General features: G+C 59.4%; 23 protein-coding genes and 3 pseudogenes. 14 read left to right on the top strand and 12 right to left on the bottom strand.

The features are described 5' to 3' along the window. Positions 1 to 44: 44 nt before the first annotated feature. The 5 genes and pseudogenes from AC1DW2_RS30650 to AC1DW2_RS30630 all read left to right on the top strand — a co-directional run. A pseudogene (locus AC1DW2_RS30650) lies at positions 45 to 338 on the top strand (PAS domain-containing protein); the annotation flags it as partial. Positions 339 to 414: 76 nt separating this feature from the next. After that, positions 415 to 579, top strand: a pseudogene (locus AC1DW2_RS30645) (hypothetical protein); the annotation flags it as partial. Between the two features lie 21 nt (positions 580 to 600). Then, positions 601 to 966 carry a VOC family protein gene (locus AC1DW2_RS30640; protein ID WP_477007846.1) on the top strand — a complete coding sequence of 122 codons (366 nt, stop codon included), beginning with the start codon at positions 601 to 603 and terminating at the stop codon, positions 964 to 966. An 80-nt stretch (positions 967 to 1,046) separates the two neighbouring features. Beyond that, positions 1,047 to 1,295, top strand: coding sequence for a LuxR C-terminal-related transcriptional regulator (locus AC1DW2_RS30635; RefSeq protein ID WP_477007836.1), 249 nt, complete (start codon positions 1,047 to 1,049; stop codon positions 1,293 to 1,295). Between the two features lie 209 nt (positions 1,296 to 1,504). After that, a complete protein-coding gene (locus tag AC1DW2_RS30630; protein WP_135217341.1) occupies positions 1,505 to 1,879 on the top strand; it encodes an FtsB/FtsL family cell division protein in 375 nt (124 codons plus the stop codon). Between the two features lie 152 nt (positions 1,880 to 2,031). Here the strand turns inward: AC1DW2_RS30630 and AC1DW2_RS30625 are convergent, their stop codons facing one another. Together AC1DW2_RS30625 and AC1DW2_RS30620 are read right to left on the bottom strand one after the other, a co-directional pair. Continuing rightward, complete coding sequence (locus AC1DW2_RS30625; protein WP_085398129.1) at positions 2,032 to 2,277, bottom strand: hypothetical protein; 246 nt, start codon at positions 2,275 to 2,277, stop codon at positions 2,032 to 2,034. Further along, on the bottom strand, positions 2,274 to 2,522 hold the full coding sequence (locus tag AC1DW2_RS30620; protein WP_477007835.1) for a hypothetical protein: 249 nt from the start codon (positions 2,520 to 2,522) through the stop codon (positions 2,274 to 2,276). Before AC1DW2_RS30620 ends, AC1DW2_RS30625 begins: the two co-directional genes overlap by 4 nt. A 541-nt stretch (positions 2,523 to 3,063) precedes the next feature. On the opposite strand from AC1DW2_RS30620, the gene AC1DW2_RS30615 reads away from it, so the two are divergent. Beyond that, complete coding sequence (locus AC1DW2_RS30615; protein ID WP_135216012.1) at positions 3,064 to 3,330, top strand: hypothetical protein; 267 nt, start codon at positions 3,064 to 3,066, stop codon at positions 3,328 to 3,330. A 1,770-nt stretch (positions 3,331 to 5,100) separates the two neighbouring features. On the opposite strand, the gene AC1DW2_RS30610 is transcribed toward AC1DW2_RS30615, so the two are convergent. Both AC1DW2_RS30610 and AC1DW2_RS30605 read right to left on the bottom strand, forming a co-directional pair. Next, positions 5,101 to 5,343, bottom strand: coding sequence for a hypothetical protein (locus AC1DW2_RS30610; protein ID WP_135216011.1), 243 nt, complete (start codon positions 5,341 to 5,343; stop codon positions 5,101 to 5,103). 365 nt (positions 5,344 to 5,708) lie between these two features. Beyond that, positions 5,709 to 5,936: a hypothetical protein gene (locus AC1DW2_RS30605; protein WP_477007834.1), complete on the bottom strand. Its 228-nt coding sequence runs from the start codon at positions 5,934 to 5,936 to the stop codon at positions 5,709 to 5,711. A 117-nt stretch (positions 5,937 to 6,053) separates the two neighbouring features. Between AC1DW2_RS30605 and AC1DW2_RS30600 the strand changes: the two genes are divergently transcribed. The 4 genes from AC1DW2_RS30600 to AC1DW2_RS30585 all read left to right on the top strand — a co-directional run bounded on the left by AC1DW2_RS30600 (position 6,054) and on the right by AC1DW2_RS30585 (position 8,356). Beyond that, positions 6,054 to 6,401, top strand: coding sequence for a hypothetical protein (locus AC1DW2_RS30600; protein WP_085398180.1), 348 nt, complete (start codon positions 6,054 to 6,056; stop codon positions 6,399 to 6,401). 2 nt (positions 6,402 to 6,403) lie between these two features. Further along, entirely contained in the window at positions 6,404 to 7,324 is a 921-nt protein-coding gene (gene ligD, locus AC1DW2_RS30595; RefSeq protein WP_441253827.1) for a non-homologous end-joining DNA ligase, read from the top strand. Positions 7,325 to 7,503: 179 nt separating this feature from the next. Next, positions 7,504 to 7,962 carry a small heat shock protein HspD gene (gene hspD / locus AC1DW2_RS30590; protein WP_085398159.1) on the top strand — a complete coding sequence of 153 codons (459 nt, stop codon included), beginning with the start codon at positions 7,504 to 7,506 and terminating at the stop codon, positions 7,960 to 7,962. A gap of 70 nt (positions 7,963 to 8,032) precedes the next feature. Further along, on the top strand, positions 8,033 to 8,356 hold the full coding sequence (locus AC1DW2_RS30585) for a hypothetical protein (protein ID WP_477007833.1): 324 nt from the start codon (positions 8,033 to 8,035) through the stop codon (positions 8,354 to 8,356). Positions 8,357 to 8,742: 386 nt separating this feature from the next. Here AC1DW2_RS30585 and AC1DW2_RS30580 read toward each other — a convergent pair. The 3 genes and pseudogenes from AC1DW2_RS30580 to AC1DW2_RS30570 form a co-directional block, all read right to left on the bottom strand. Next, positions 8,743 to 8,891 (bottom strand): annotated as a pseudogene (locus AC1DW2_RS30580) (cell envelope biogenesis protein TolA); the annotation flags it as partial. A 318-nt stretch (positions 8,892 to 9,209) separates the two neighbouring features. Next, positions 9,210 to 11,582 carry a hybrid sensor histidine kinase/response regulator gene (locus tag AC1DW2_RS30575; protein ID WP_441497909.1) on the bottom strand — a complete coding sequence of 791 codons (2,373 nt, stop codon included), beginning with the start codon at positions 11,580 to 11,582 and terminating at the stop codon, positions 9,210 to 9,212. Positions 11,583 to 12,318: 736 nt separating this feature from the next. Next, positions 12,319 to 12,819 carry a YciE/YciF ferroxidase family protein gene (locus AC1DW2_RS30570; RefSeq protein ID WP_014494395.1) on the bottom strand — a complete coding sequence of 167 codons (501 nt, stop codon included), beginning with the start codon at positions 12,817 to 12,819 and terminating at the stop codon, positions 12,319 to 12,321. Positions 12,820 to 13,681: 862 nt separating this feature from the next. On the opposite strand from AC1DW2_RS30570, the gene AC1DW2_RS30565 reads away from it, so the two are divergent. Continuing rightward, complete coding sequence (locus AC1DW2_RS30565) at positions 13,682 to 14,218, top strand: DUF4142 domain-containing protein (protein ID WP_477007832.1); 537 nt, start codon at positions 13,682 to 13,684, stop codon at positions 14,216 to 14,218. Positions 14,219 to 14,273: 55 nt separating this feature from the next. Here AC1DW2_RS30565 and AC1DW2_RS30560 read toward each other — a convergent pair whose 3' ends face one another. From AC1DW2_RS30560 to AC1DW2_RS30545, 4 genes are all read right to left on the bottom strand, one after another. Next, on the bottom strand, positions 14,274 to 14,453 hold the full coding sequence (locus AC1DW2_RS30560; RefSeq protein ID WP_014494393.1) for a hypothetical protein: 180 nt from the start codon (positions 14,451 to 14,453) through the stop codon (positions 14,274 to 14,276). 114 nt (positions 14,454 to 14,567) lie between these two features. Further along, on the bottom strand, positions 14,568 to 15,383 hold the full coding sequence (locus tag AC1DW2_RS30555) for an ATP-dependent DNA ligase (protein WP_477007831.1): 816 nt from the start codon (positions 15,381 to 15,383) through the stop codon (positions 14,568 to 14,570). Next, on the bottom strand, positions 15,383 to 15,970 hold the full coding sequence (locus tag AC1DW2_RS30550; RefSeq protein WP_477007830.1) for an alpha-ketoglutarate-dependent dioxygenase AlkB: 588 nt from the start codon (positions 15,968 to 15,970) through the stop codon (positions 15,383 to 15,385). The genes AC1DW2_RS30555 and AC1DW2_RS30550 overlap by 1 nt, the downstream gene beginning before the upstream one ends. Next, positions 15,957 to 16,199, bottom strand: coding sequence for a hypothetical protein (locus AC1DW2_RS30545; protein WP_477007829.1), 243 nt, complete (start codon positions 16,197 to 16,199; stop codon positions 15,957 to 15,959). The genes AC1DW2_RS30550 and AC1DW2_RS30545 overlap by 14 nt, the downstream gene beginning before the upstream one ends. Before the next feature lie 574 nt (positions 16,200 to 16,773). On the opposite strand from AC1DW2_RS30545, the gene AC1DW2_RS30540 reads away from it, so the two are divergent. Beyond that, the gene (locus AC1DW2_RS30540) at positions 16,774 to 17,067 is read left to right on the top strand and encodes a hypothetical protein (RefSeq protein ID WP_354269589.1); all 294 of its coding nucleotides are present in this window, start codon (positions 16,774 to 16,776) and stop codon (positions 17,065 to 17,067) included. A gap of 662 nt (positions 17,068 to 17,729) precedes the next feature. Here AC1DW2_RS30540 and AC1DW2_RS30535 read toward each other — a convergent pair. Beyond that, entirely contained in the window at positions 17,730 to 19,022 is a 1,293-nt protein-coding gene (locus AC1DW2_RS30535; protein ID WP_477007828.1) for a hypothetical protein, read from the bottom strand. Positions 19,023 to 20,101: 1,079 nt separating this feature from the next. On the opposite strand from AC1DW2_RS30535, the gene AC1DW2_RS30530 reads away from it, so the two are divergent. Both AC1DW2_RS30530 and pepT read left to right on the top strand, forming a co-directional pair. Then, a complete protein-coding gene (locus AC1DW2_RS30530; protein ID WP_028155929.1) occupies positions 20,102 to 20,431 on the top strand; it encodes an HU family DNA-binding protein in 330 nt (109 codons plus the stop codon). A 119-nt stretch (positions 20,432 to 20,550) separates the two neighbouring features. Next, complete coding sequence (pepT, locus tag AC1DW2_RS30525) at positions 20,551 to 21,801, top strand: peptidase T (RefSeq protein WP_135216002.1); 1,251 nt, start codon at positions 20,551 to 20,553, stop codon at positions 21,799 to 21,801. The last annotated feature ends 127 nt before the right edge of the window (positions 21,802 to 21,928 follow it).

Below are 21,928 nucleotides of genomic sequence, written 5' to 3'. Positions count from 1 at the left end.
GAACCGGCGGCGCAACCCGTTTTGTCAAAGGGATTGGAGGCTCCGTGAAACGCAGTGCGCGGAAAGTCCACGTTGACACTAAGCCCGGCGGGCGGATCGAATACGTGAATGGGACCTTCCGTGGCTGGAGCGGCCACACTGCCGACGAGATGGTCGGAAAGCGCTTCAGCGACTTCCTCACGATGGCAGGGCGCATCTACTACGAGACGCACATCGCGCCGCTTCTGCGGATGCAAGGCTCGTTCGAGGAGTTCGCTATCGACGTGATCAAGGCCGACGGGCAACCGCTGCAGATGATCGCCAACGCGAAGGAACGGCGAGACGCGCAAGACAAACCCCTCTCCATCCGCCTGGCGCTCATCAGAGCGACCGACCGCCGCCGCTACGAACAGGAGCTCCTCGGAACGCGCGAACTTGCGAAAGCCGCAGGCCAAATTGCAGAGGAGAGGCTGCAGCGCGAGCACGAAGCATCGGAGCTGCGCGAGCAGTTCATCGCGGTGGCTCGGCCACGATCTGCGCAACCCGCTCGCATCCATCAGCGCCGGCGCCCGCATTCTCGACAGAACGGCCCAGACCGAGAAAGAACATCAGGTCATCGCGATGATGCAGACCACGGTCATGCGGATGATGTCGCTGGTCGGCTTACGGCTGATCAAGATCTCCGCCACGTCACTGGATTACGGTGCATCCGACATCGTGTTCAGCATCGTAGCTCCAGTCGACGGCCGCCCGGCGGCGCCGGGCAACGGCGTCCATGTCGCCTTTCAGGCCCCCGACCGGGAGACCGTGCGGCGCTTTCATCAGACCGCGATGGCTCAAGGGGGTACCGACGAAGGCGCCCCGGACATCCGCGAGAAATACAACGCAAATTATTACGGCGCGTTCGTGCGTGATCCGGACGGTAACAAGATAGAAGCGGTGACCTATACGGCCGGGGAGAGCTTCGGCCTCCCGCCGCGCGAATAACCTGAGCTAGGCGGCGCTCGCGGACACCGGACAGGAACGCTCTCGTTCTCCTTAAGAGGCTTGGGGCCGTCGCGCGCTGATTGTTCAAGTGGCGCGAACTGGCGCTGCAAATGCGCGTGGTTGTCGTCGGTGGAGATGTTTTGATGCGCGACCTGCTCAGTCCGCGTGAGAAGCGATTGTTGAGGCGCTTGGCTGCCGGAAAGACTGACGCGGAGATCGCGGAGCGACTGGGCGGTACTGCCAAGCAAATCTCAGAGCAGAAAGCCCGGCTGCTTGCGCGATTGCAGATCAATTCGCCCGACGAGATCGCCGATGCAGCAAAGCGGTGAGCGAAGTGGCCGGGCTATCGAGGCATCACGTAGAATTTCGCCCGCGAAACCAAGCGCACGTCTCTTGTAGGAACGGTCGGCGCACACCAGACGATTCATTGGGCTAGGATCAAAGATCATCTGCGCCGCTGCCACTGGTCCAAGGTTAACGAATGGTTAAGCCGGATCTGGGAGGTTGCAATGGGGGTGACCTAAAAAAGAGGTCCACCATGTTGAGGCTGAAGGAAGCTGCCCCGGTATCTCGCGATTTGAACATCGGCCAGATCGACACCGCCGAGTTGCTGCTGCACCGCGTGTACGCCTTTGGAGCGGCCGAGGGAAGCCCCGGCGACTCAGTGGGGCAAGACGATGCGGGCTGGGAACGGGCAGAAATGGCTCTCCTACAGGCGGAGATTGACACCCAGCGCCAAATTATCAAGCTGCTCCGCAACGAATTGTCAGACCTGAAAAAGGAACGGGACGCTTGGCGCAGTCGGGCTCACAGGCTGTGTCGATCGGTTTCGACTGACCTCACGGCCACCCCGCGCCCCGGATCGTTTGCGGCATCTCTCCACCAACGTCGAATACATTTCCGGCAGCATTGACTCAAACAATTGCCGCAAGGACCGCACCTCGCCGACAATAAGGGTGCCCCTGGGTCATTGTACTAGAGGTGCAATGTGATTCTGACGAGACCAGAACCTTCGCCTACGTGGCGGGTCAAAAAGCTGACCTCTCCTCCTTATGGGTACGCGCCCTAGACATCGCCATCATCCAGCGCTTCTAATCCCCGCTCCTCCAGCCACCGCTTCGAGTTGAGCCGCAGCTCCATCGGCAGCGACCGCACAGCGGTGATGCACTTGTGCATCGTGTTCTCGGCCGCAGCTCGTCGTGAAAAGCGACGCCCTTGCGGTTGCTCATTGCTTGAAGCGCTCGACAGCAGGATAGCGTTGCACACCTGATTGTAGCGCGCGACGTCATCGGTGCCTGACGCATCGATCATTTTCTTTCGAACACGTCGTGAATTTCGTCCCAATCCGTTTTCATCTGTTGGGCGACTTCATCAATCAAAGCGAAGGCCTGCTCGCGTGTGGTTGCGATCTTGTCGATGTTCTCGGTGATATGCGATCTACACACCCCGATGATCGCGCAACGCTCACTCCCATCGTCGGCACCCCAGCCAACATGGTTGAGCAGCTCGTTAACCGCGTCGAGAGCGGTGACTTTGAGGGCGGTRTAATCGGACATGAACCTTGGYTGGCWCAAGTTTGATCGCTCCCTTTGAGAAGTTCCTGCGCCSTGRCGAACGCAGCTTCCTTCGAAAGGTTGCCATCCATTGCGCGCCAGCTTGCGTWCTCTGCGCAATCTCGGCCACAACGCCGCCGAACAGTACCATGCCAGTTGTAAAATGATCTGGGCCRGAATTTCAATGATCACCGCTTGRTCCCCAATGGGGTGAGATCTCCAGCGCCCGGCACAGACCTACACCGTCAGCCATGTAGATCAACTGGTGCAAGCTCGATTGTATGGATCGCAGCCCGACAAATGCTCATGTCGTTCGCCAATGGCGAACACGTCATCGCCATCGACGAATACCGCGGACGTCTCTGCCATGTCTCCACGAACATTTACGACCATACTGGCGCCTCTGGTGGTTCGCTCACGCTGAGTTCTTCGCATTTTGAGCCGGAGCGGACATTCGCTTTCCATCGGTCGTTCGCCCGCATTGCAATACGGAACTGAAGGGTGGCCCAGCCTGTTTGTTTGAGTAAGCCAAGCGGAGGTTGACGTGAGGATCATTCTGATAACGACGATTTGCTGGGCTTTTTCGTGCGGATTTGCGACAGCGCAAGCCGATCCGAAGAAAGACTTGAACGCGCCAACTGGACAATCGGCACCAGAAGAAAAAGGTCAATTGCAGCCACAAGGTTGGACCGGACCGCTGGATACGAAATCGGGTGGCGCGCCGCCGGAAAGCCCGCAAGGTCAAAGCCCACCAGGAATGCAGGCAGCGCCGGACGGATCAACCAAAGTGGTGACCGAACCACGTAAGTAAGTCTCACTTGGTTTGTCGTCGAGAAGTTCCGCCGAGGATGAGCTGACCCGTAACGTCTGTCTGTGTCGGGCTGCTGGCCGCGCTTGCCGTCACGACCATATCGAGTTTGCGAGGCCGCTAATCTTTTTGTCCCGCCGGCTATTGAGCCGGCGGGCTCTCCATGCGCTGGCGCCACTTATTGGCAGATAATTCCTTTCGCTTCGAGCTAGTGACGACCTGCCAACCTTCGTTGGGTGGCTGACGCTCTTGCTGTACTGGGGGAACGGGCTTTTGAAATCTGGCCGCCCACCGCTGCGCCAACCGTCTTTCAAATTCCAGAGGGACTATACTCACGTCCGACACTCCAGGTTCACGGTCTTGCCGGTTGGAGCGTCAACGCTTGTCGTGTCTCAAAGGTCCGAATGCGCCGATCGGGAGGCGTAGAGATTTGGTTCAGCCCGCGGGCCCTGTACTGGCCTGTTTGAAAAATGCAGTGCCCTAAATCGTTTAGGGAACCGGTTGGTCATGGTAGTGGTTCGGCATTGGATGAACGGGAACGTGCCGACCAACGATGACAGACGCAGGCAAAGAAGCTCCACCGCAAGACCGAGGCCCATACCCTTCGTGCCCCATTGCCATGGGGAGTTGGCTCTTGCTTTTTCGACATTCGATCCCCGCGTGAACCAAAACGTTGGGGTGTTCGAATGTCAGAGGTGCTACAGGCAGGTTTGGGAAAACGAGATAGCGTGAGGCCGCCTCGGTAGGAGACGGCTATACATTCTCGGCGTTAGCTCTTCGGCAAGGGCTCCTTATGTTCGACTTCGATCTATTTTCCAAACGCGAATGGGCGACGATGATTGTCGCTTTCGTCGCTGTAACCGCTCTCGCCCTCTACTGTTTTTTCAAATTTCTCGACTACCTGGCGCCGCACCTCTAAGGCCGCCTCAGTTGGTGGCCTCTTATTGATCCCTCTTCAGCTTGCGCCGAGCCCAGCCCGTGCCTACCAGCTCCGTTGACCATGGTCTCTCGGGGGCGGGCCTGTACGTAGGAACAAGTGGCAAATGAGCKGTTTGTTGTTGTGCTCTGGATGTTGGGTCCCCCTGCCAGCCCGAGCAACCCAACGGCCCCAGCCGCCCGGCAGCAGCTGGGGCCGCGGCTTTTTTGTTGGTGAATGCAAAAAGGCCGCCCCAGGGCGGCCTTAGTTTTGAAGCGCCGATCTAAACTCTCTGCTGAAATATGCCCGCCGCCAAACTTGTAGCTGCGAGCCGCCCGGGTACGCAATAAATCCGAAATCAAGACCAGCCCGGCTTTCCGAGGCTATCAAGGCGCTGCGCGGCCGCTAATAACATATGTAAGCGGAACCGGGAAAAATCGGCATTTTTTGATTCCAGCAATGTGCTCAAACGAACAGAAACGCTGTGAGGGCAGAGTAATCTGAAAATCGCTTGGTCTTGCCAAGGGCCAAGCATCCCCAAGCGGCCCCGGTCCCACACCTCAAAAGCCCCCATGGCCGGGGCCGTCTTTAAGGTGGCTACCGATAGCTCACGCCGCCGATAGACCCTTTTGCGTTCCAATTGAAATCCGGCCGGACGTCGGCGCCGCGCCGGCCGCACGACCGAGAAAAGAACCGCGGCTCGAGGTCGGATAGCCGCAGATCGTCCGGCCAGCAATCGGCGTTCAGGGCTACGCTATGGCTGCATCGGTTAGCGCGATAGACAGGACGCTGCGCATGCCCATCTCGCGCATCTAGCCAGCGTAATCTTCACCGGGCGGCCCTGGGATTCACCTACCTTACCCCACATCCGAACCGGCTTTTCCTGCATGCCAACCCTTCTCTGTCGGCTGATAACGCTCTCCACGTTTCACCAGCCAGCCGCCTTCAACCATCTTCTCTGCCAAAGCCTTCGAACATGCCGGCTGGCTGCTGCCGGGGTAATACAGGCCGTCCCTGCGCTCGACCAAAAAGCCGTAGACGCGCACCAGGCGAAGCGCTTTCAGCATGCCGGGAATGAGAACTACGGTCGTGCTCGTCATTGCTTTCCAAACGACGGCCCCACCGAACGTTCCCGAAGCCATTCGGCAAAAGCTGCGTCAATATCATCCTAGCGTCGTGGAACGAGCGCGAGCCACTGCAGGTCGTGGGTTTGGAAAAGCTAAGGCGCGTCGATTACTCAGAGAGAGCGACCAGTGGCGCCGCCTATGTCGGAAGGCATACAGACCGGATTGCCGACTCTTCCTAGACCTCAGTAAACCTCGGCGACCCCCATTACCGCCGAGGTCCAACGGTCCCGGCATGTAGGGGTGCCGGGACCGTTTTTTAGCGGACGCTCATCATGGCAAGGCCGCCTCACCTGGCGGCCTTAGCACAAAACCGAGCCCGCGCGGTAACGCCATCACCCCTAGCGGGCGCGCTTGGCGGTTTTCTTAGCTTTCTTCTCGACCCGCACGCCTTTGAATTTTTTCGCGGCTTTCTTCGCTGTTTTCGGCTTCTTCACAGCCCTGAACTCGCCGGACGTCCTGTCGCGTTTGGTATAGCCGCTCGCGCCGCCGATTGTCGTTTTGGTCTGCGAGCGTTTCTTCACCGCGCCCTTGCGCGCGTTGTCGCCAGTCGGTTTATTGACGGCCATGTTTCCTCCGCTGGTTGCCTCTCGTTATAAAAGGCGCGGCTAAGCGAGCGGTTCCAACCCGAGGAACGAACCGGCGCATATCAAATTGAGTCCCGGTTCTGTTGCGTGGAGTTGCGTATGCGTCAGTCCCGATGGCTTCTGTCGATCGCCCCGAACAGCGACGAGACTGTCTACCTGGTCGCAGACAACTCCGGCCGCAATGGCAGCGCATGGTGCGAAGCAGACTTGGAGATGGCGGCGGAAACCGTCATCCAGGATCTGCTTGCCGGAAAATATCGCCAGCCGATCCGGGTAGTCGCCTTCAACACGGCCGTACGCTGGTCGGAAGATGTTTCCGAGGACATTGCCGGCGAGATCCAGCGTCGTTGCAATCTTCAACTGAGCGACGTGCCTTCGTACCTGCAGGAGTTTGTGGATCGCTACTCACCACAAGACCTGCAGCAATTCAGTCTTCGCCTGGTGTAGCGATGGCCTTCCAGGGAAAAAAGCCGGAAGCGCTGGGCGTCAAGGCGCCCTTCCCCGGCTTCATCGAGCCGGCCCTGGCGGCCTCGATCGACCGCGTRCCGTCCGGCGAGCGATGGATCCATGAAATCAAGTTCGATGGCTACCGGGTGCAGGTCCACCTCGCCAACGAAGCGGTGAAGGTTTTCACGCGGCGCGGTCACGACTGGACCAATCGCTTCCGGAAGGTCGCCAACGACGCTTGGCACCTCAAGGCCAGTGCCGCAATCATCGACGGTGAAATCGTGGTGCCCGCCGCCGACGGCACGACGGATTTCTCGGTTCTACAGAACGAGCTCAAGGGCGCCTCGACGAAGATCGTGCTCGTCGCCTTCGACCTGCTTTATCTCAACGGCAGGGACCTCCGGAAAGTCCCCCTGCTCCAGCGCAAGGCTGCGCTGAAGAAGATTATCACCGGCAGCGACGTGCAGTTCAGCGAGAGCTTCGAGATCGACGGCCGCGAGATGTTCACGCATGCCTGCAAGGTTGGGCTCGAAGGCGTCGTCTCGAAGGTCCGGGACAGCGTCTATGGCAGCGGCCGGGGCAACAATTGGGTCAAGAAAACCTGCGCCCAACGCGAGACCCTGACGATTGCCGGCTTCGCGCTTGACGAGGGCAAATGGGACGGCATTTATCTCGCGCGGCGCAAGGGCGACCACCTGATCTATGCCGGCAAGGTCGACCACGGCTTCGACAAGACATCGGCGGCCGAGCTGAGGCGGCGCCTCGAGCCGCTGGTCCGGAAGACACAGCCCTATGCCAGGATGATTGCGCACAAAGGCATCTGGGTCGAACCGAAGCTGCTTGCTGAGATCGAGTATCGCGCCAAGTCCGCCGAGGGAAAGGTGCGGCATCCGTTCTTCAAGGGACTGCGGGAGGACCTGTAACGGCGCGGCAATCGGTGACAAAATTTTTTCAGCCCCCTCTTGAAACCAAAATTGGCTTTGCTAATTTTTTTGTCGCCATCTGACGATGGCGTCCGGGCGCCTGACGGGCCCGGCCAGAGACGGGCACCGGTTGTGTCCGGTGCCGCTCGTAGACATCTTGCTCTTAGGAGGATTTGGCTATGCGCACCTACGATTTTGCCCCCCTCTGGCGCTCGACCATTGGTTTCGACCGCCTTTTCGACCTCGCAGAAGTGGCTCAGCGGGCCAGCGAGGACAACTATCCGCCCTACAACATCGAACGTCTGGCCGACGACCGCTATCAGATCTCGCTCGCGGTGGCGGGTTTCTCGCCCGACGACATCGTCATCACCGCCGAGCAGAACGTGGTGACGGTCGAAGGCAGCAAATCCGACAAGACTGAGCGTGATTTCCTCTATCGCGGTATCTCGACCCGCGGTTTCAAGCGGCAGTTCAACCTCGCAGAATATGTCCAGGTGAAAGGCGCCGCGTTCGACAACGGCTTGCTGACCATCGAACTCGTTCGCGAGATCCCGGAAGCCATGAAGCCGCGGCGTATCGCCATTGCCGGCGCAACGTCTTCCGGCAACGTCCACCAGATCGAGGCCAAGGCGGCCTAATCCATCGCCCGAGAATGCCGCGCGTCGTCCGACGCGCGGCATCCGCTTCGTCCAAAGAATGGAGGATACCATGCGGCTGACGACCGCTTCCGACGACAATGTCATCGATTTCAACACGCTGCTGCATCCCTGCACCGTGTTCGAGCACCCGGGGGATGTACTGGCAGACCCTTCGCTTTCGATCTGCGAGAAACGCGCCATTCTCGCATCCTGGGCGTCTGACGCATCGGCGATCGCTTCTTGCCCATCGTTGCGGGCACCGGTTCGACTTAAAGCGCCGGTCACCATCGACGAGATACTCGAAGCGCTGTGCGAACTCGACGGTGGTCCACGCAATCCCCCCGGAGGGAAGCCCTACCGTCTCTGTTCGACATCCAGACTTCTGGCCGCCTGAGGATCGCGATGGATAACATTGCCTTGCCCAGAGACGTCCTGAACCGCATCGAGCGTCGTTGGATGACCAAGTTCTCGCAGGCTCCTTTCTGCCAACAGTCCTCACCGCTTGGCGATGATCCACTCCGATCGCCGCGAGTTCGGCGACTGCTGGAGGGATCCTTGAGGCCTCCTACAGGAGCCAAAAGGACGGAAACCCGCCGAGCCTGACGCGCGCGAGATAACAGAAACAGACTTCGACCTCCGAAGCTTGCGCGTTTCGGAGGTCTTTCGTTGTCCTCCTTGCGGTACCTCGTCGGCTTGTAAGCCTAATCTCGCGCGCGTCGCAGCGCAGCCGTCAGCTTCTCCCTTTCCTTCTCCCACCGGTTGTGCTCAGCCTGAACACTCGACGTCTGGGTCGTCGGTCTCCTTGGCGAAGCCTTGATGGAAGAGATTGCTGCCGGCCCCACGCTTCCAGCGCTGCTTTCATAGGGGGCAGCGATAGCTAGATCGTACTATCCCAGAGATGTTTGGCACGTCTTCAGTTTACGCGGAATGTCGGGAGCTCACCCGCGCGACCGTGAAGCTTCGGCATACGGACGTACTGCGCAGCAGTGGTCTGTCCGCGCGGCGCTTCGGGCAAGACATTAACGAGCTCGTTGATCATCCGACCGAGCCTCGATTGCGCTGCGAGTTGCCAATCTACGAAAGCCCGCCCGGATCAATTAACCTCAACGGAATGCCTGCCTGTCGCCCCAATCGAGCGCAAATACAGAATGCGCTAACCAATGTTCCGAAGTCTTCGGGAAATCTCCATTGAGCTTCGTAATTTCGGCAGCTTGGACGCTGCCGCTGCAAGCGCTGTCGACACCTGTTTAGGGTCGCGCTTTTGCCTGCAGCGCATTTTCGAGGCTGCGGCGCAGAGTTTCCGGCGCGTAGGGCTTCACGACCAGCACCGCGTCCAAGAGCTCGGCTTCGGATTGGATCCCGCTGTCACCTGTCGCCACAACAATGCACAAGTCGGGTCGCAGCGAGCGGGCGTCCTTTGCGAGTTGCAGGCCGGACACTCCGGGGAGGCCGACATCGGTCACGAGGATATCCACGGCAGCCTGATTGAGGGCTTTCAACCCCTCTTCGGCGGAGCTGGCCTCCATCACCTTGCAGCCCAGATCGTTCAACATCTCCGTTGCTGTCAGGCGGATCAGTTCGTCGTCTTCGACGAGCAACACGGTCGCACCCTTGACGGCGTCTTCGCTTGTGGGCTGACGCGATTCCGTAGCGGCGAGACGCCGTTGAGCATGGTTGGCAAGCACATGCCTGATCTTCCGCGCAAGCGCTTCCCGCGTATAGGGCTTGGCCAAAAGCTCCACTCCCGGGTCGAGCCGTCCTCCGTGCACGATGGCGTTCTGCGTGTAGCCTGATGTGAAAAGGACTGCAACGTTGGGCAGCCGTTCCTTGGCTTTCCGCGCCAACTCCGGGCTGCGCAGGGTGCCGGGCATCATCACGTCGGTGAAGATCAGGTCGATTGGTATGCCGCTGTCGACGATGGCTAGCGCGGCCACCGCATCTCTCGCCTTCACCACGCGGTAGCCAAGATCGGAGAGCATCGACACCGCGACCTCGCGCACTTCATCGTCATCCTCGACCACCAGTACGGTTTCCTCGCCGCCTTTGATGTCACCGGAGGTGGCACTAACTAGCGTATCCTCGATGGCCATTTCTCGCGGGAAGTATAGCTTCACCGTCGTTCCGGCGCCGATCTCGCTGTAAATTTTGACGTGTCCGCCGGATTGCTTAAGAAAACCGTAGACCATGGCAAGGCCAAGGCCAGTGCCCTTGCCCTCCGCCTTGGTCGTGAAGAAGGGCTCATAGACCCGCTCCAGGATATCTGACGGAATGCCGATGCCCGTGTCAGTTACCGCGATCATCACATATTGCCCCGCAATCAGATCATCGTAGTGGCGGACATACTCGTCGTCCAAGAAGGCATTGCTGGCCTCGATGGTCAGCCGGCCCTCGCCGTTCATCGCGTCGCGGGCGTTGATCGCGAGGTTGAGAATGGCATTCTCGAGTTGATCGGGGTCGATGAGGCTATTCCACAGCCCACCGCCGACGACCGTCTCGACCTCGATCTCCTCGCCGATGGCGCGACGCAGCAGTTCATCCATGCCTTTGATCAGGCGACCGACGTTCACCACCCTCGGCTCCAGCGGCTGGCGCCTCGCGAAGGCGAGTAACTGGGTAGCAAGTTTCGATCCCCGCGCGACGCCGGCAAGAGCGCTCTGGACTCTCATCTCCGCTCGGGCATTACCCGCGATGTCCTTGCTGAGCAGTTGCAGGTTTCCGCTAATCACCTGCAATAGATTGTTGAAGTCGTGGGCAACGCCGCCAGTAAGTTGGCCGATCGCTTCCAGCTTCTGGGACCGGATCAACGTTGCTTGCGCCGCCTGGAGCGCGGCTTCCGCCTCACGCCGTTCTGTAATGTCCCGGGTCACTTTGGCGAATCCTACGAGCTTCCCGTCGTCGTCTCGAATCGCGTCGATCACGACATGCGCCCAAAAGCGAGTGCCGTCCTTTCGTACCCTTTGACCTTCATGCTCCCAGCGTCCTTCGCGGGATGCGGTCTGCAGGCCTGTTCGCGGGAGGCCCGCGGCGCGATCCTCTTCCGTATAGAAATTGGAGAAGTGGCGACCGATGATCTCTTCGGGTCCGTACCCCTTGATGCGCTGGGCCCCAGCGTTCCAACTCGCCACATTGCCTTCCACGTCCAGCATGTAGATGGCGTAGTCCGTAACACTTTGGACCATTAGCCGGAACTGCTGCTCGCTTTCGCGTAATTTGGCCTCGGCCGCCCTTCGCTCGGTCAGATCCCGGGTGATCTTGGCGAAACCTACAAGTTCGCCCTTAGGCGAACGGATCGCGTCAATGACGACATGGGCCCAGAACTGCGTGCCGTCCTTGCGCACACGCCAACCCTCTCGCTCGAAGCGTCCAGTTCGCTCCGCCTCCTCCAGCGCCAACGCAGGCACTTTCTGCTCCCGCTCGGTATCCGTATAGAATGTCGAGAAGTGGTGCCCTATGATCTCCTCAGCCTCATAGCCCTTAAAGCGCTTCGCTCCCGGGTTCCAGCTGGTGACATGCCCGTCGCGATCCAGCATATAGATCGCGTAGTCGGTGATCGCCTCAACAAGAAGCCGATAACGCCCCTCGCTGGATTGCGCAGCTTCGAAGCGGTCTGAGTTTTTCATTCGGGTCCTATCCAGCCCGCCGATTGCTGGAGGGTTGAGGTAAAACAATACTAAAACGTTTGAGTTCCTAGCCTTCGGTCATGCAGCTGACCTCTGGCATTTGTCCAGGGTCACACGGCGTGTAAGGCGTGGACTCATTAGCTCGCAACCAAAGGCGGATTGGTGCGAGTTTAACGAACGCCGGATAGTTGGCTGCGAATTTGAGCATATCGGTGCGCGACATTGGCCGGCTCAGGCATCACCTTCTCGACCAGCGACAACAGCGACACAAACACCACCGGGCAAAGACGTGTGGCAATGATGATAGAGGTCGCCAACTGAGGCGGCCTTACTCTCTGTCCTCGGTCCAAGTGCGTTCGCCGCATTGGCATTCGAACACGCGGACAGTGAGCCGGCGTAGAGACTCCATCATGTTATGGACGAGCTTGGGTCGAGCACCGCACTTGCAGCGTCGATCCTTCCGCGTCTTGGACCCTGAGACTTTGTCACTACTGAAGTAGATGACTCACCTGCCAAAGGTGATCACTAAGTGCAAAAGTGGACATTTGTTCCCATGCCTATCTTGGCAACGACACTGTCTGTGGCCAAGGGAGCGGCGTCATCGCTCATCATTGAGTTGGAGTTGTGTATGAGTCTGTCGCCCAATGCGCCAATGGCTGGTTTCGCGTTGCTTGCATGGACCACACGGAAAAAAAACGCCCCGTATTGCGGGGCAGTTTCTAATTCATCGTAAGTGTTAGGCTGCTTCAGCCTCCTGATTGATCGCTGTCTTTGCGATTTCAGTCAGAGCCTCGTCGGTCGCCTCTTCCTCTTCGAGGGTTTCCTCAAGGAGTGAGACGGCATCGTCGAGGCCAAGCTCTTCGGCCCAAGCAATCATCGTGCCGTAGCGAGAAATCTCATAGTGCTCGACGGCCTGAGCGGCGGCAAGGAGGCCGGCGTCGAGAGCGGGCGAGCCCTTATATTCTTCCATGATCTCGGCGCCCTCTTCTGTGATACCGACGATCGCGGCACAGGTTTTACCCTGCGGTTTCTTCTCGATCACCGCGAACACCTTCTCCAGTCGCTCGATCTGGCCCTCCGTCTCGGTGCGGTGTTTTTCGAATGCTGCTTTCAGTTCTTCGTTCTGAGCTGCCTTTGCCATCTTCGGCAGGGTGGCCAGGATTTTCTTCTCAGCGAAGTAGATATCCTTGAGAGTATCGTGGAACAGGTCGTCGAGAGTCTTCGGCTCTTTCGCCATTTGCGGTTCTCCAATGTTTTGAGGTAATCGCATCACCGCTGTGAAGCTCGGCGGCTAACGGGGCTGCCTTTGAGTCGTTCCAATTCCGGTCGCCCGGCTTCCGCCATTTGCCTCAACCGCTTCTCTACATCTTCGGTCTAGGGTCGCGCCAAAAGCCGCCGCATAGTCAGACCTCCTGCCACATAAACCATTTTTCATTCATCGTCCCCCACCTCGGGGCGAGGCGACCGCGATAAACGCAATCTCCTTCGCACTTTAACGTTGGCTTTCCAACATATTGAAGTTCGCTTGCAACTGGCCTTGAGACCAAGCGTTCCACGTCTGCAGGTGCCAGCCGCATGAGGGTGACATGAGCAAAGAACCCGCATTAACTCCCGATGATTTTCCGATCGAAGCAGACAAGCAAAAGCTACGCAAAAAGGCGAGCCCATAGCGACCGCCGACACGGACGAACTTGCGGATCAGCTCGCTGAGAGATTGAACGAGCAGGCTCACCGGGAAGAGCAGGATCGCTGGTCGGCGTGACAGGCACTGGTAGCGCGCATGCGCGCGGACGCTTCGCATGGCAGCCGGGCGGTGCTCGGAAGTGTTCGGGCCCCATGATGATCGCCCGCACGTCTCGGTCCAAAAGTGCACACAGCGCATACCCCTGTTTGAACGTTGGGCCGAACCACGTTTAGGAACGGCAGAGCTTGCCTTGGCATTGCCAGTGTATGCCGGAACGTCCGGCATGCTCATTGCCCGGGCAAGCGGCCCCGGTCTCCCTCCTCTCGGGCCGGGGTCGTGCTCGTCCCTTTGTGCCCAGGAACTTTGATCCTGAACGAAGGTTGATCGCGCGATTATCCTCCAGAGGACGACTTTCATGAAAAAAGCAGCCCTTGCATTTGCCGTGCTCGCAGTCTTTGCCTCACCCTCCTTTGCGCAGTCGGTCGGCGAGAAGACCGGCGTGAATTCCACGCTTGGAATTGCGCCGAAGACCGAAGACTTCATCAAGGAAGCCGCCATGAGCGACATGACGGAGATCGAAGCGGGCAAGATCGCGCAGCAGAAGGGCAATGCGGACGAGAAACAGTTTGCGGAAATGATGGTGAAAGACCACACCAAGACGAGCAGCGAACTCAAATCGATGGTCCCCGACACCCTGAAAGCCGCGATCCCGGCTTCGCTCGATGACGCGTCGCAGAAGAAGATCACAAAGCTGCGCGAGGCCAAACCCGAGGATTTTGCGTCGGAATACGACGCCATGCAGGTGAGCGCTCATAAGGATGCGGTCTCGCTGTTCGAGCGTTACTCGAATGGCGGCGACGATGCCAAGCTGAAGGACTGGGCTGGTAAAACCCTGGCGGCACTGAAGCACCATCTCGAAATGGCGCAGACGCTCGACAAGAACCGTAAATAGGTCAGGCAATCACGACACAAACGGAAAGCCCGGCCGAAGCCGGGCTTTTGTTACTTTACGGCTTCTGGCCGCCCTGCTGGCCGCCCTTTTCGCCGCCTTGCTTGTTTTGGCCCGGGTCCTGGTTTTGCTGGCCCGGCTTCTGATTCGGGTTCTGACCTTGCTGGCCGCCCTGATTGCCCTGCTGGTTCTGCTGTCCAGGGGTCTGCTGCTTGTTGGGATTCTGCTCGTCTGCCATGTGAACGTCCTTTCACTTCGTGGATGATGACAATCATGCGCGAAGGTGCTCGTTCCTATTCATGGGATTAACGAGACAAGGATGCTCACCGCTCAGCCGGGCTGACATGCCGCGTCATCCTCGCGGCTTCTCGCGCTCCATGACGACGTCTTTTGCCTGCTTGTCTTTTCTCAGGCCGAGATAAACGGGGTGCCGCATCTCGCCGGAGCTCGTCCACTCGGTAAATTTTACCTCGGCAACGAGTTGCGGCTTCACCCAGGTGGTGACCGCTTCGTCCTTCACCTTTTTGCCGAAAGGAGATTTGGCGGCTTTGAGCTTGATGAGCCTTTTGTGCAGCTCTCCGAGTGTTTCGTGGCTGAAGCCGGTCCCGACATGGCCGATATAACGCCAGCCATCTCCTTCCCGCAGCGCAAGTGTAAGTGCGCCGAAAAACGGTCTCGTCCTCCGCGGCGCCGTAAATCCCACGATCACCACTTCCTGGCGTTTCGAGGTTTTGATCTTCAGCCAGTCGTCGGTTCGCGCGCCTGACAGGTACTTGCTGTCGGCGCGTTTTGCCATGATGCCTTCAAGACCCTTGCGCTCGGCCTCCTCGAAAAATTTCACGCCCGAAGTCTTTCGGTCGCGACTGAACCCGATGAGCCTGTGGAGCTGAAAATGCGATACGCCGTCTTTGCCGATCGCTACGAGTTCTCCGTCGATGACGGCATCGCCTTTGACACCTTCGAGGGCCTGGGCGACTTCGATATAGCTATGGCTGATGATCTTGCCGTTGCGGCTATAGAGAGTAACCTTGCCGCTGTCGATCTTTGCGACCATCCGGAAGCCGTCATACTTGTCCTCGAATATCCAGCCCTTATCGTCGAACGGCGCGTCGGTCAGTGTCGCGAGCATGGGCTGGAGCCGCTTCGGCAATGTGGATACGCGCGCCACTAGGATTCACCTTCTTCGAGCACGTTACGAAACGTGACCGAGTAGCGCAGGCTTTCGACACCGGGAATGCTGTGCTGCCATTCGGTGCGCGACGGACTGCGGAAAAGGTAGACGGAGCGCGGCTCGGCAACGAGGGTGTTCCTCTCGAACGACTTAGCCGTTCGCCTGCGGAGCCTGAAGATACAGGAAGACAGCAGCGAAATGCCGGCAACATCGCCAAAGACGGAGCGATCTTTATGCCAGCCGATGCCGGCGCCGGGCGCGTACTCGGTCACGAGAACCTGTTGGAAGCTGCCGGGCACAATGCCGGCGAATGCCTCGGCACGGGCTCGGATCGGGGTCAGGAATTCAGGCATGTCCTCAGTTCTGGTGAGACCACCGCCATTGAAATCGTAGCGCCAGCCAAAAGAAACGGTACGGCGCTTGCCGGTGAACCCGCGGAATTCAAATTCCCTGAATGGAAGCGTCTCAATATCAGCCAGAAGCGCACGCTCTTCATTAGCAGAGAGAAACTCCGGCCGATACTTCATACCTTCCGGAAGGAAGACACCTCCGAAGAGATCGAAGGTTGCGTTACTTGCGGGCACTCGATTGTTTCCGTGCCTTGGAGTTGACGGGCTTGCGGTCGCCCCGGTCACCCTGCCCCGCTTTCACTTTTTTCTTCGCCGTCTTGCGGCGATCCTGAGAAAGCGACCGGCTCACATCATCGCTTTCCTTGATACGGCCTTTCGCATCGCGGCGAACATATCGCTTGTCGCCGCGAGGCGCGATCAGCTCACGCTTCGCCGCCGCCCGCCATTTTGTAATTCGCTTCATGTGGTCTCCCCGCTTTTAGTCTGGTGGTATCCCAACTTTCCGCAAAGGCGCACGGTTCCGTTTCGGGCGCGTCCTCCTGCTGCGCGGGCGACCGGGCTCTAGCGCGTTCCTTAGCAGTCCCGCGCCCGGGTCTTCGTCCCCGGCCACGCGGTGACGATCCCTCGCGCGTAAAGGGGCTGCCGCCCCTTCAGCCGTCAAGGGCAAAGCCCGCGCGAGCGCGGTGCGTCGCCGTACCCTTGACCGCCTTTCTCCGCTCATTGCCCCCAAGGCTAACCCATCGCCAGAAAATTGCATCAGCGAGGAGTCGTCGATGCTGGGCCTGACGTAGCGCTCTGCGGCGGCTCCTTTGAAAATGTCATGGTCAAAGAAGCACTGTGTGACAAAGATTGACGAGCCGACATCGTCGCACCAACCCGCCAGCACGACGTCGCACCGGCCGGTCATGCTAAGACCGACTGCCTTGCCCCGAGTGGAACATGTCTTGATCAGATCCCACATTGCATCGCAGAGCGAACGATAGTCGGCGAACTGATTCTCCATCAGAAGCGCCGAGAGCAGCTGCGGTGCCGTCGACATGCCCGTGACCGCAAACACAGCGTTGTGCTCAGGAAAACTGTGGACTTTGGTTCCTATCCCACAAAATTTGCCGGACGTCGGGTCGTGCCAGGCCGCGTCTGAGAAGATGTGGACAGAGTTCGAAGACTTAACAGCGGAGATCGCAGTCATTAGTCTTTTCCTTCGTCATCCTCAGATCTTCGTCAACTTCCACGACCCCGCTTCGCCGCAGAAAGTRCTCGTGATGCCGGAGCGGCAAGAGCCGCAGTCGCAACGGCTGAAAAAATCGGCATTGATTTCTCCCTTAGATTGATCGGCCGGGCGGCCTTAGGGGGTCATATTCTGAATTGCAGATGCGCGTGAAAGTGGGGGCGGCCGGCGTCCGATAGCGGATTGACTTAGAACCATCTGGCACCCCTCCCCGGTCAGCCAAGTGGCTCCATTGACGGCAGGCGTCGAACTTCGGAAACACGACCAACGTATTCAATTGGCGCGCCCACACTCGGGGGTGGCTGGGAAATCGCTGGCTTGAATTGGGCCGTTGTCGTTTGCTGCGTTCATCTCAACGTGATGTGCGGTTCGCCGTCTCCGCGGCCCGGAAAAATAATTGAAAATCTGCGGCCTAGCGCGCGATTGTGTGCGACCGGAAGTTGAGGCCCACGGTGGGAGAGATCGAGATGGCCCCTACCCCCGCCTTGTCATAGCCCTGCGCTTCCGCAGCAACTTTTCCGCCATCCGACTGTCCCGCAAAGAGGGCGACTGAGCGCGGTGGGTTGCGGGGGTAGCCGGTGCGGATTCTAGCCATGCACGGCGGCTGCAAGGTCGGTGAAGTCGGCGACCTGAATGGGGCCGTTGTCGTTTGCTGGTTTATACACGTGTTGTGCACCCTTGAAGGGTTTCGTTTTTTATCGCTTCAGCGGTCTTGGTGTGGCCGATTGCCGGCTGCACACGATGGCGGGATGGAAAAAAATGGCCCTACAAATCGTTCTCAGCGAGCCAAGCTTCATACGCCTCCCGTTCGGCCTCCTCGACCGTTAGTCGGCGCGGTGGTGAGGTCGGCTCGGGTTCGTCCGGTGGCTCGTTTTCGTCGGGCAAGTGCCAAAGCACTGACTCGCCCGCCTCTTCGCTGATGCCGATTATGCGGCCAATCCATTCCCCGACAGGATTTAAAATGCCATGTTCTTCGCCAAACGTGGCACGACAAAGCTCGCGATATTCGGCCGCGTCCGCACCTTCAGCGTACTCCGCATCCGCCTGCATGACATGAAGCCGCCGCGAAAATTCATGCCCGCCATCCAAGGCCCGGAACGTGAATGTCTCAAAGTAGCTTTTGAATGGGCTGYCTTCTTCGACACGCGCAATGATTGCGTATCTTCGGATTTCGCTCGCGGGCTTGGTAGCCTTCGGCTTTGCCTTACCACGCTCCACCTTCTGGAAACCGCGCGGCGCATCCTCATCGTACCGCTCCTCACGCAACCATGTGGCAAGGTGCTTGCGCGGCGCGTCAGGCTTGCCTTGYGCCTCCCATGAGGCCTGCCATGCCGCAGCGGCCTTAATCACGGCAGCGCGATCCACCTCGGCCGGGAGCGCATCCCATGCCGCACGCGCTTCCTTTTTACCCTTGGCGTAATCATAGGTGCGGTAGCAGAGCTCAAAGGTTGGCTTGGCTTGGGCGGCTTGGATATCGTCGGCGTGGGAGCGTGCGCGCTCTTCCACCGCCGTCCCGCCCGCAGCGGTGGCCGCAAGGCCATTCGCAAGCGGCGGCGCCGTAGGCGCGGCGGGGTCATCTCTATCTATCTGTAGGTCCGGCTTGTAAGCCGGACTACGTAGGTAGGATTCAGTGGTCATTTGCACACCACTAGCGCCTTCTAGTGGTGTCGATTCGACCACTAGGGTGGTGGTCATTTCGCCACCACTGGGAGCATCGGTCTTTGTGGTGGCCGTTTGCACACCACTAGCCGTTGTCACCCACCGAGGCACGTACTCGGAGGGGCGCGTGCCGGGATACTTCACGCGCGTGACATGCCCCCACGCGACCAGCTCGCGACAAGCTTTGACGGCGGCCTTGCGGTCGAGGCCCGTGGCTTTCTGGATGTACGACAAGCTTGCGCGGCCGTTGCCGTGCTTCTGCCAGTATGAGTTGATGATTACCCAACCAGCCTTCATGTGCCGGCCGGCGGTGCGTCTATCAGCGGCAATCGCGCCTAAGGTCCACCACTGCGAAAGCAAGTCGCCCGGTTTTGCGGTGCGCTGCTTAGCGTCGCTCATGCTGGCACCCTCCGACCGCGACCGCGGTGTGCGCCAGGCTATCGGCAACACTGCGGTCAAAGGTCTGCGAGCGACCGAAAACGCGCAGCGATCCATCAGGCTTGCGCATGACGGAAACATCCATTGCCCGAACTCCGGGCGCAATCTCAACGTCGATGGAGGCAAAGCGCCTCCCGCCCGAACATGGGCGCATATTCATTATCTTCACTGTTCGTCCTATGATTTTTGGAGCTAGGAGGCCTTAGCAAGCGCCCCATCAACGGCTGCCTTCACTTCTGACAGCCACTCGCGCGGCATCTCGGAAAGATGCGCAGTTCGCCACTCGGCGTCGTCACGACCGACCAAAACCTTTACGGTCACTGAATCTCCGCCGGCATAGTAGAGGTCATCGACGTAACTTCCGTCCCGCGTAACCATCCCGCGCTCCTCCTCGCTTAGGATCCATAAAGATCCAGTAGGGTTGGCAGGGCCAAAGCACTAAAGGGCTGGCCGAAGAAAAATCGTAGGAGATAGGTCGCCTCCTCGACGCCGGTCAACCCGCGTGCGTTCTTAAGATTGGTGGTTTTGGTGCCCATAAACCCAAATACGAATTTTCAGGGAAAGTGGGGGGTGGCACCATCAAAAATGAGGGTTGGCTGGCGGCCCGCCAATCGAGGCGGCCTTCTTTTGTTCTGTGCACAACTTAAAAGGGATTTATTTGGTTGTGCGGTTGTGTTTGGGTGCGATTAGACCCGTCAAAGACGACCAGGGCCCGGCTATTAGGAGGGTTTCAACTTCGCCCTGTTTCGGGCTCGTTTCGGTTCCCGGAAAGTTGAAACTCTGATTGAAATCGGGGGCCATTACGCCGGCCTGTCACGCCGGAGGTCGCGGGTTCGAGCCCCGTCTCTCGCGCCATTTTGGCAATCCCTTCATAGTCTTAGCCCGAACTTCTCGATGCCTTTCGCGGCACTGCCGGCGTCTGCCGGGAACTCGTGGCATAGTCAGCCCGCGCCCGAATCGTCTAGGCCTTCCAGGACTTGGAGGGATCCCCACGCTTGACCGGCTTTTCCGGGGCTTCCCTGTCATTGAGGAGGCCAGACATGGCTAAGAAGGATTCGGCCAAGAAGGATTCGGCGAAGAAGGCAGCCGCTCCCGCCACCATCACGCTCAAGCACCTCGCCGCTGACATCGCGGAGAGCCAGGACCTTTCGAAGAAGCACGCCGAGGCCGTCCTGACCGATATGGTCGATCTGATCGCCAAGCACCTCAAGAAGGGCGACCGCGTCCGCATCGTCGGGCTCGGCATCCTCCAGGTCCGCAAGCGCGCCGCCCGCACCGGCCGCAACCCCACCACCGGCGAGGCGATCCACATCAAGGCCAGCAAGAAGGTGGCCTTCCGCCCGGTCAAGGAGCTCAAGGAAGCGATCTAGCAGCTACGTTTCGTTAAGCCTGATCCGCTTCGTTCTGGCCGCATCACGGCCCGCTTTTCTGATATACCGCCTGCTTCCCCCAAGCCTTGCTTCCCCAAGATCCGGCGGTTTGACCAGAAATGTCCTCCCTCTCCTTTTCGCACACCGTGACCGAACGCTTCCTGCGCTACGTCACCATCGACACCCAGTCCGATCCGGAATCCCCGGCCTCGCCCTCGACCGAGAAACAGAAAGATCTCGGCCGCGTGCTCGCCGCCGAGCTGAAGGCCATGGGCGTCGCCGACGCGCATCTCGACGACTTCGGCTACGTCTACGGAACGATCCCGGCCAACACCGACAAGAAGGTGCCGGTGATCTGCTTCTGCTCGCACATGGACACCTCGCCCGACGTGACCGGCAAGGACGTCAAGCCGCAGCTGGTGAAGGACTATCGCGGCGGCGATATCACCCTGCCGGGCGATACCAGCCAGGTGATCCGCTTCACTGAACATCCCGCGCTGAAGAACCAGATCGGCAACGACATCATCACCACCGACGGCACCACGCTCTTGGGCGCCGACAACAAGGCCGGCGTCGCCGAGATCATGGATGCCGCGCATTTCTTCATCAACAACCCCGATGTGAAGCACGGCACCGTCAAGATCCTGTTCACGCCGGACGAGGAGATCGGCCGCGGCGTCGACAATGTCGACCTGAAGAAGCTCGGCGCCGATTTCGGCTACACCATGGACGGCGAGAGCGCCGGCAGCGTCGAGGACGAGACCTTCTCGGCCGACGGCGCCACCATCACCATCAACGGCGTCAGCGCCCATCCAGGCTACGCCAAAGGCAAGATGGAGCACGCGATCAAGATCGCAGCCGCCATCATCGAGCGGCTGCCAAAGGAAGGCTGCTCGCCCGAGACGACGTCAGGCAAGCAGGGCTTCCTGCATCCGATCGGCATCGACGGTGCGCTGGAGCAGGCGACGCTCTCCTTCATCGTGCGCGACTTCACCGAGGAAGGGCTGAAGGAGAAGGAAGTCCTGCTCGAGAACATCGTCAAGGACGTGATGAAGGACTATCCGCGCTCGACCTACAAGTTCGAGGTCAGGGAGCAGTACCGCAACATGAAGCAGGTGATCGACCGTCACCCGCACATCCTCGAATACGCGATCGAGGCGATCCGCCGTGCCGGCCTGCGCCCGATGCGCACCGCGATCCGCGGCGGCACCGACGGCTCGCGCCTGTCCTTCATGGGCCTGCCCTGCCCCAACATCTTCGCCGGCGAGCACGCGTTTCATTCGCGGCTCGAATGGGTCAGCCGGCAGGACATGGAAAAGGCGGTGCAGACGATCGTGCATCTCGCGATGATCTGGGAGGAGAAGGCGTAGGAACGCTGCTACCCCCGGCAGCAGGGCAAAATAATTCCGAGCCCTGCGGAACGATCCAGTACGGGGCGCGTTAGCGTCTCAAGTCCCAAGGATGAGAATGTGAGCACATAAGGCCTCAGCCGGTCAG

The sequence above is a fragment of the Bradyrhizobium sp. P3_C3 genome, assembly GCF_056402655.1.
This window is presented reverse-complemented; position numbering and strand designations above follow the sequence as displayed.

Bases quoted from the DNA above. Each gene is read 5' to 3' on its own strand.
- AC1DW2_RS30640 (WP_477007846.1), top strand. From the start codon at position 601: ATGATGCAGACCACGGTCATGCGGATGATGTCGCTGGTCGGCTTACGG.
- AC1DW2_RS30630 (WP_135217341.1), top strand. From the start codon at position 1,505: ATGTTGAGGCTGAAGGAAGCTGCCCCGGTATCTCGCGATTTGAACATC.
- AC1DW2_RS30625 (WP_085398129.1), bottom strand. From the start codon at position 2,277: ATGATCGATGCGTCAGGCACCGATGACGTCGCGCGCTACAATCAGGTG.
- AC1DW2_RS30610 (WP_135216011.1), bottom strand. From the start codon at position 5,343: ATGACGAGCACGACCGTAGTTCTCATTCCCGGCATGCTGAAAGCGCTT.
- AC1DW2_RS30605 (WP_477007834.1), bottom strand. From the start codon at position 5,936: ATGGCCGTCAATAAACCGACTGGCGACAACGCGCGCAAGGGCGCGGTG.
- AC1DW2_RS30600 (WP_085398180.1), top strand. From the start codon at position 6,054: ATGCGTCAGTCCCGATGGCTTCTGTCGATCGCCCCGAACAGCGACGAG.
- hspD (WP_085398159.1), top strand. From the start codon at position 7,504: ATGCGCACCTACGATTTTGCCCCCCTCTGGCGCTCGACCATTGGTTTC.
- AC1DW2_RS30585 (WP_477007833.1), top strand. From the start codon at position 8,033: ATGCGGCTGACGACCGCTTCCGACGACAATGTCATCGATTTCAACACG.
- AC1DW2_RS30575 (WP_441497909.1), bottom strand. From the start codon at position 11,582: ATGAAAAACTCAGACCGCTTCGAAGCTGCGCAATCCAGCGAGGGGCGT.
- AC1DW2_RS30570 (WP_014494395.1), bottom strand. From the start codon at position 12,819: ATGGCGAAAGAGCCGAAGACTCTCGACGACCTGTTCCACGATACTCTC.
- AC1DW2_RS30565 (WP_477007832.1), top strand. From the start codon at position 13,682: ATGAAAAAAGCAGCCCTTGCATTTGCCGTGCTCGCAGTCTTTGCCTCA.
- AC1DW2_RS30560 (WP_014494393.1), bottom strand. From the start codon at position 14,453: ATGGCAGACGAGCAGAATCCCAACAAGCAGCAGACCCCTGGACAGCAG.
- AC1DW2_RS30545 (WP_477007829.1), bottom strand. From the start codon at position 16,199: ATGAAGCGAATTACAAAATGGCGGGCGGCGGCGAAGCGTGAGCTGATC.
- AC1DW2_RS30530 (WP_028155929.1), top strand. From the start codon at position 20,102: ATGGCTAAGAAGGATTCGGCCAAGAAGGATTCGGCGAAGAAGGCAGCC.
- pepT (WP_135216002.1), top strand. From the start codon at position 20,551: ATGTCCTCCCTCTCCTTTTCGCACACCGTGACCGAACGCTTCCTGCGC.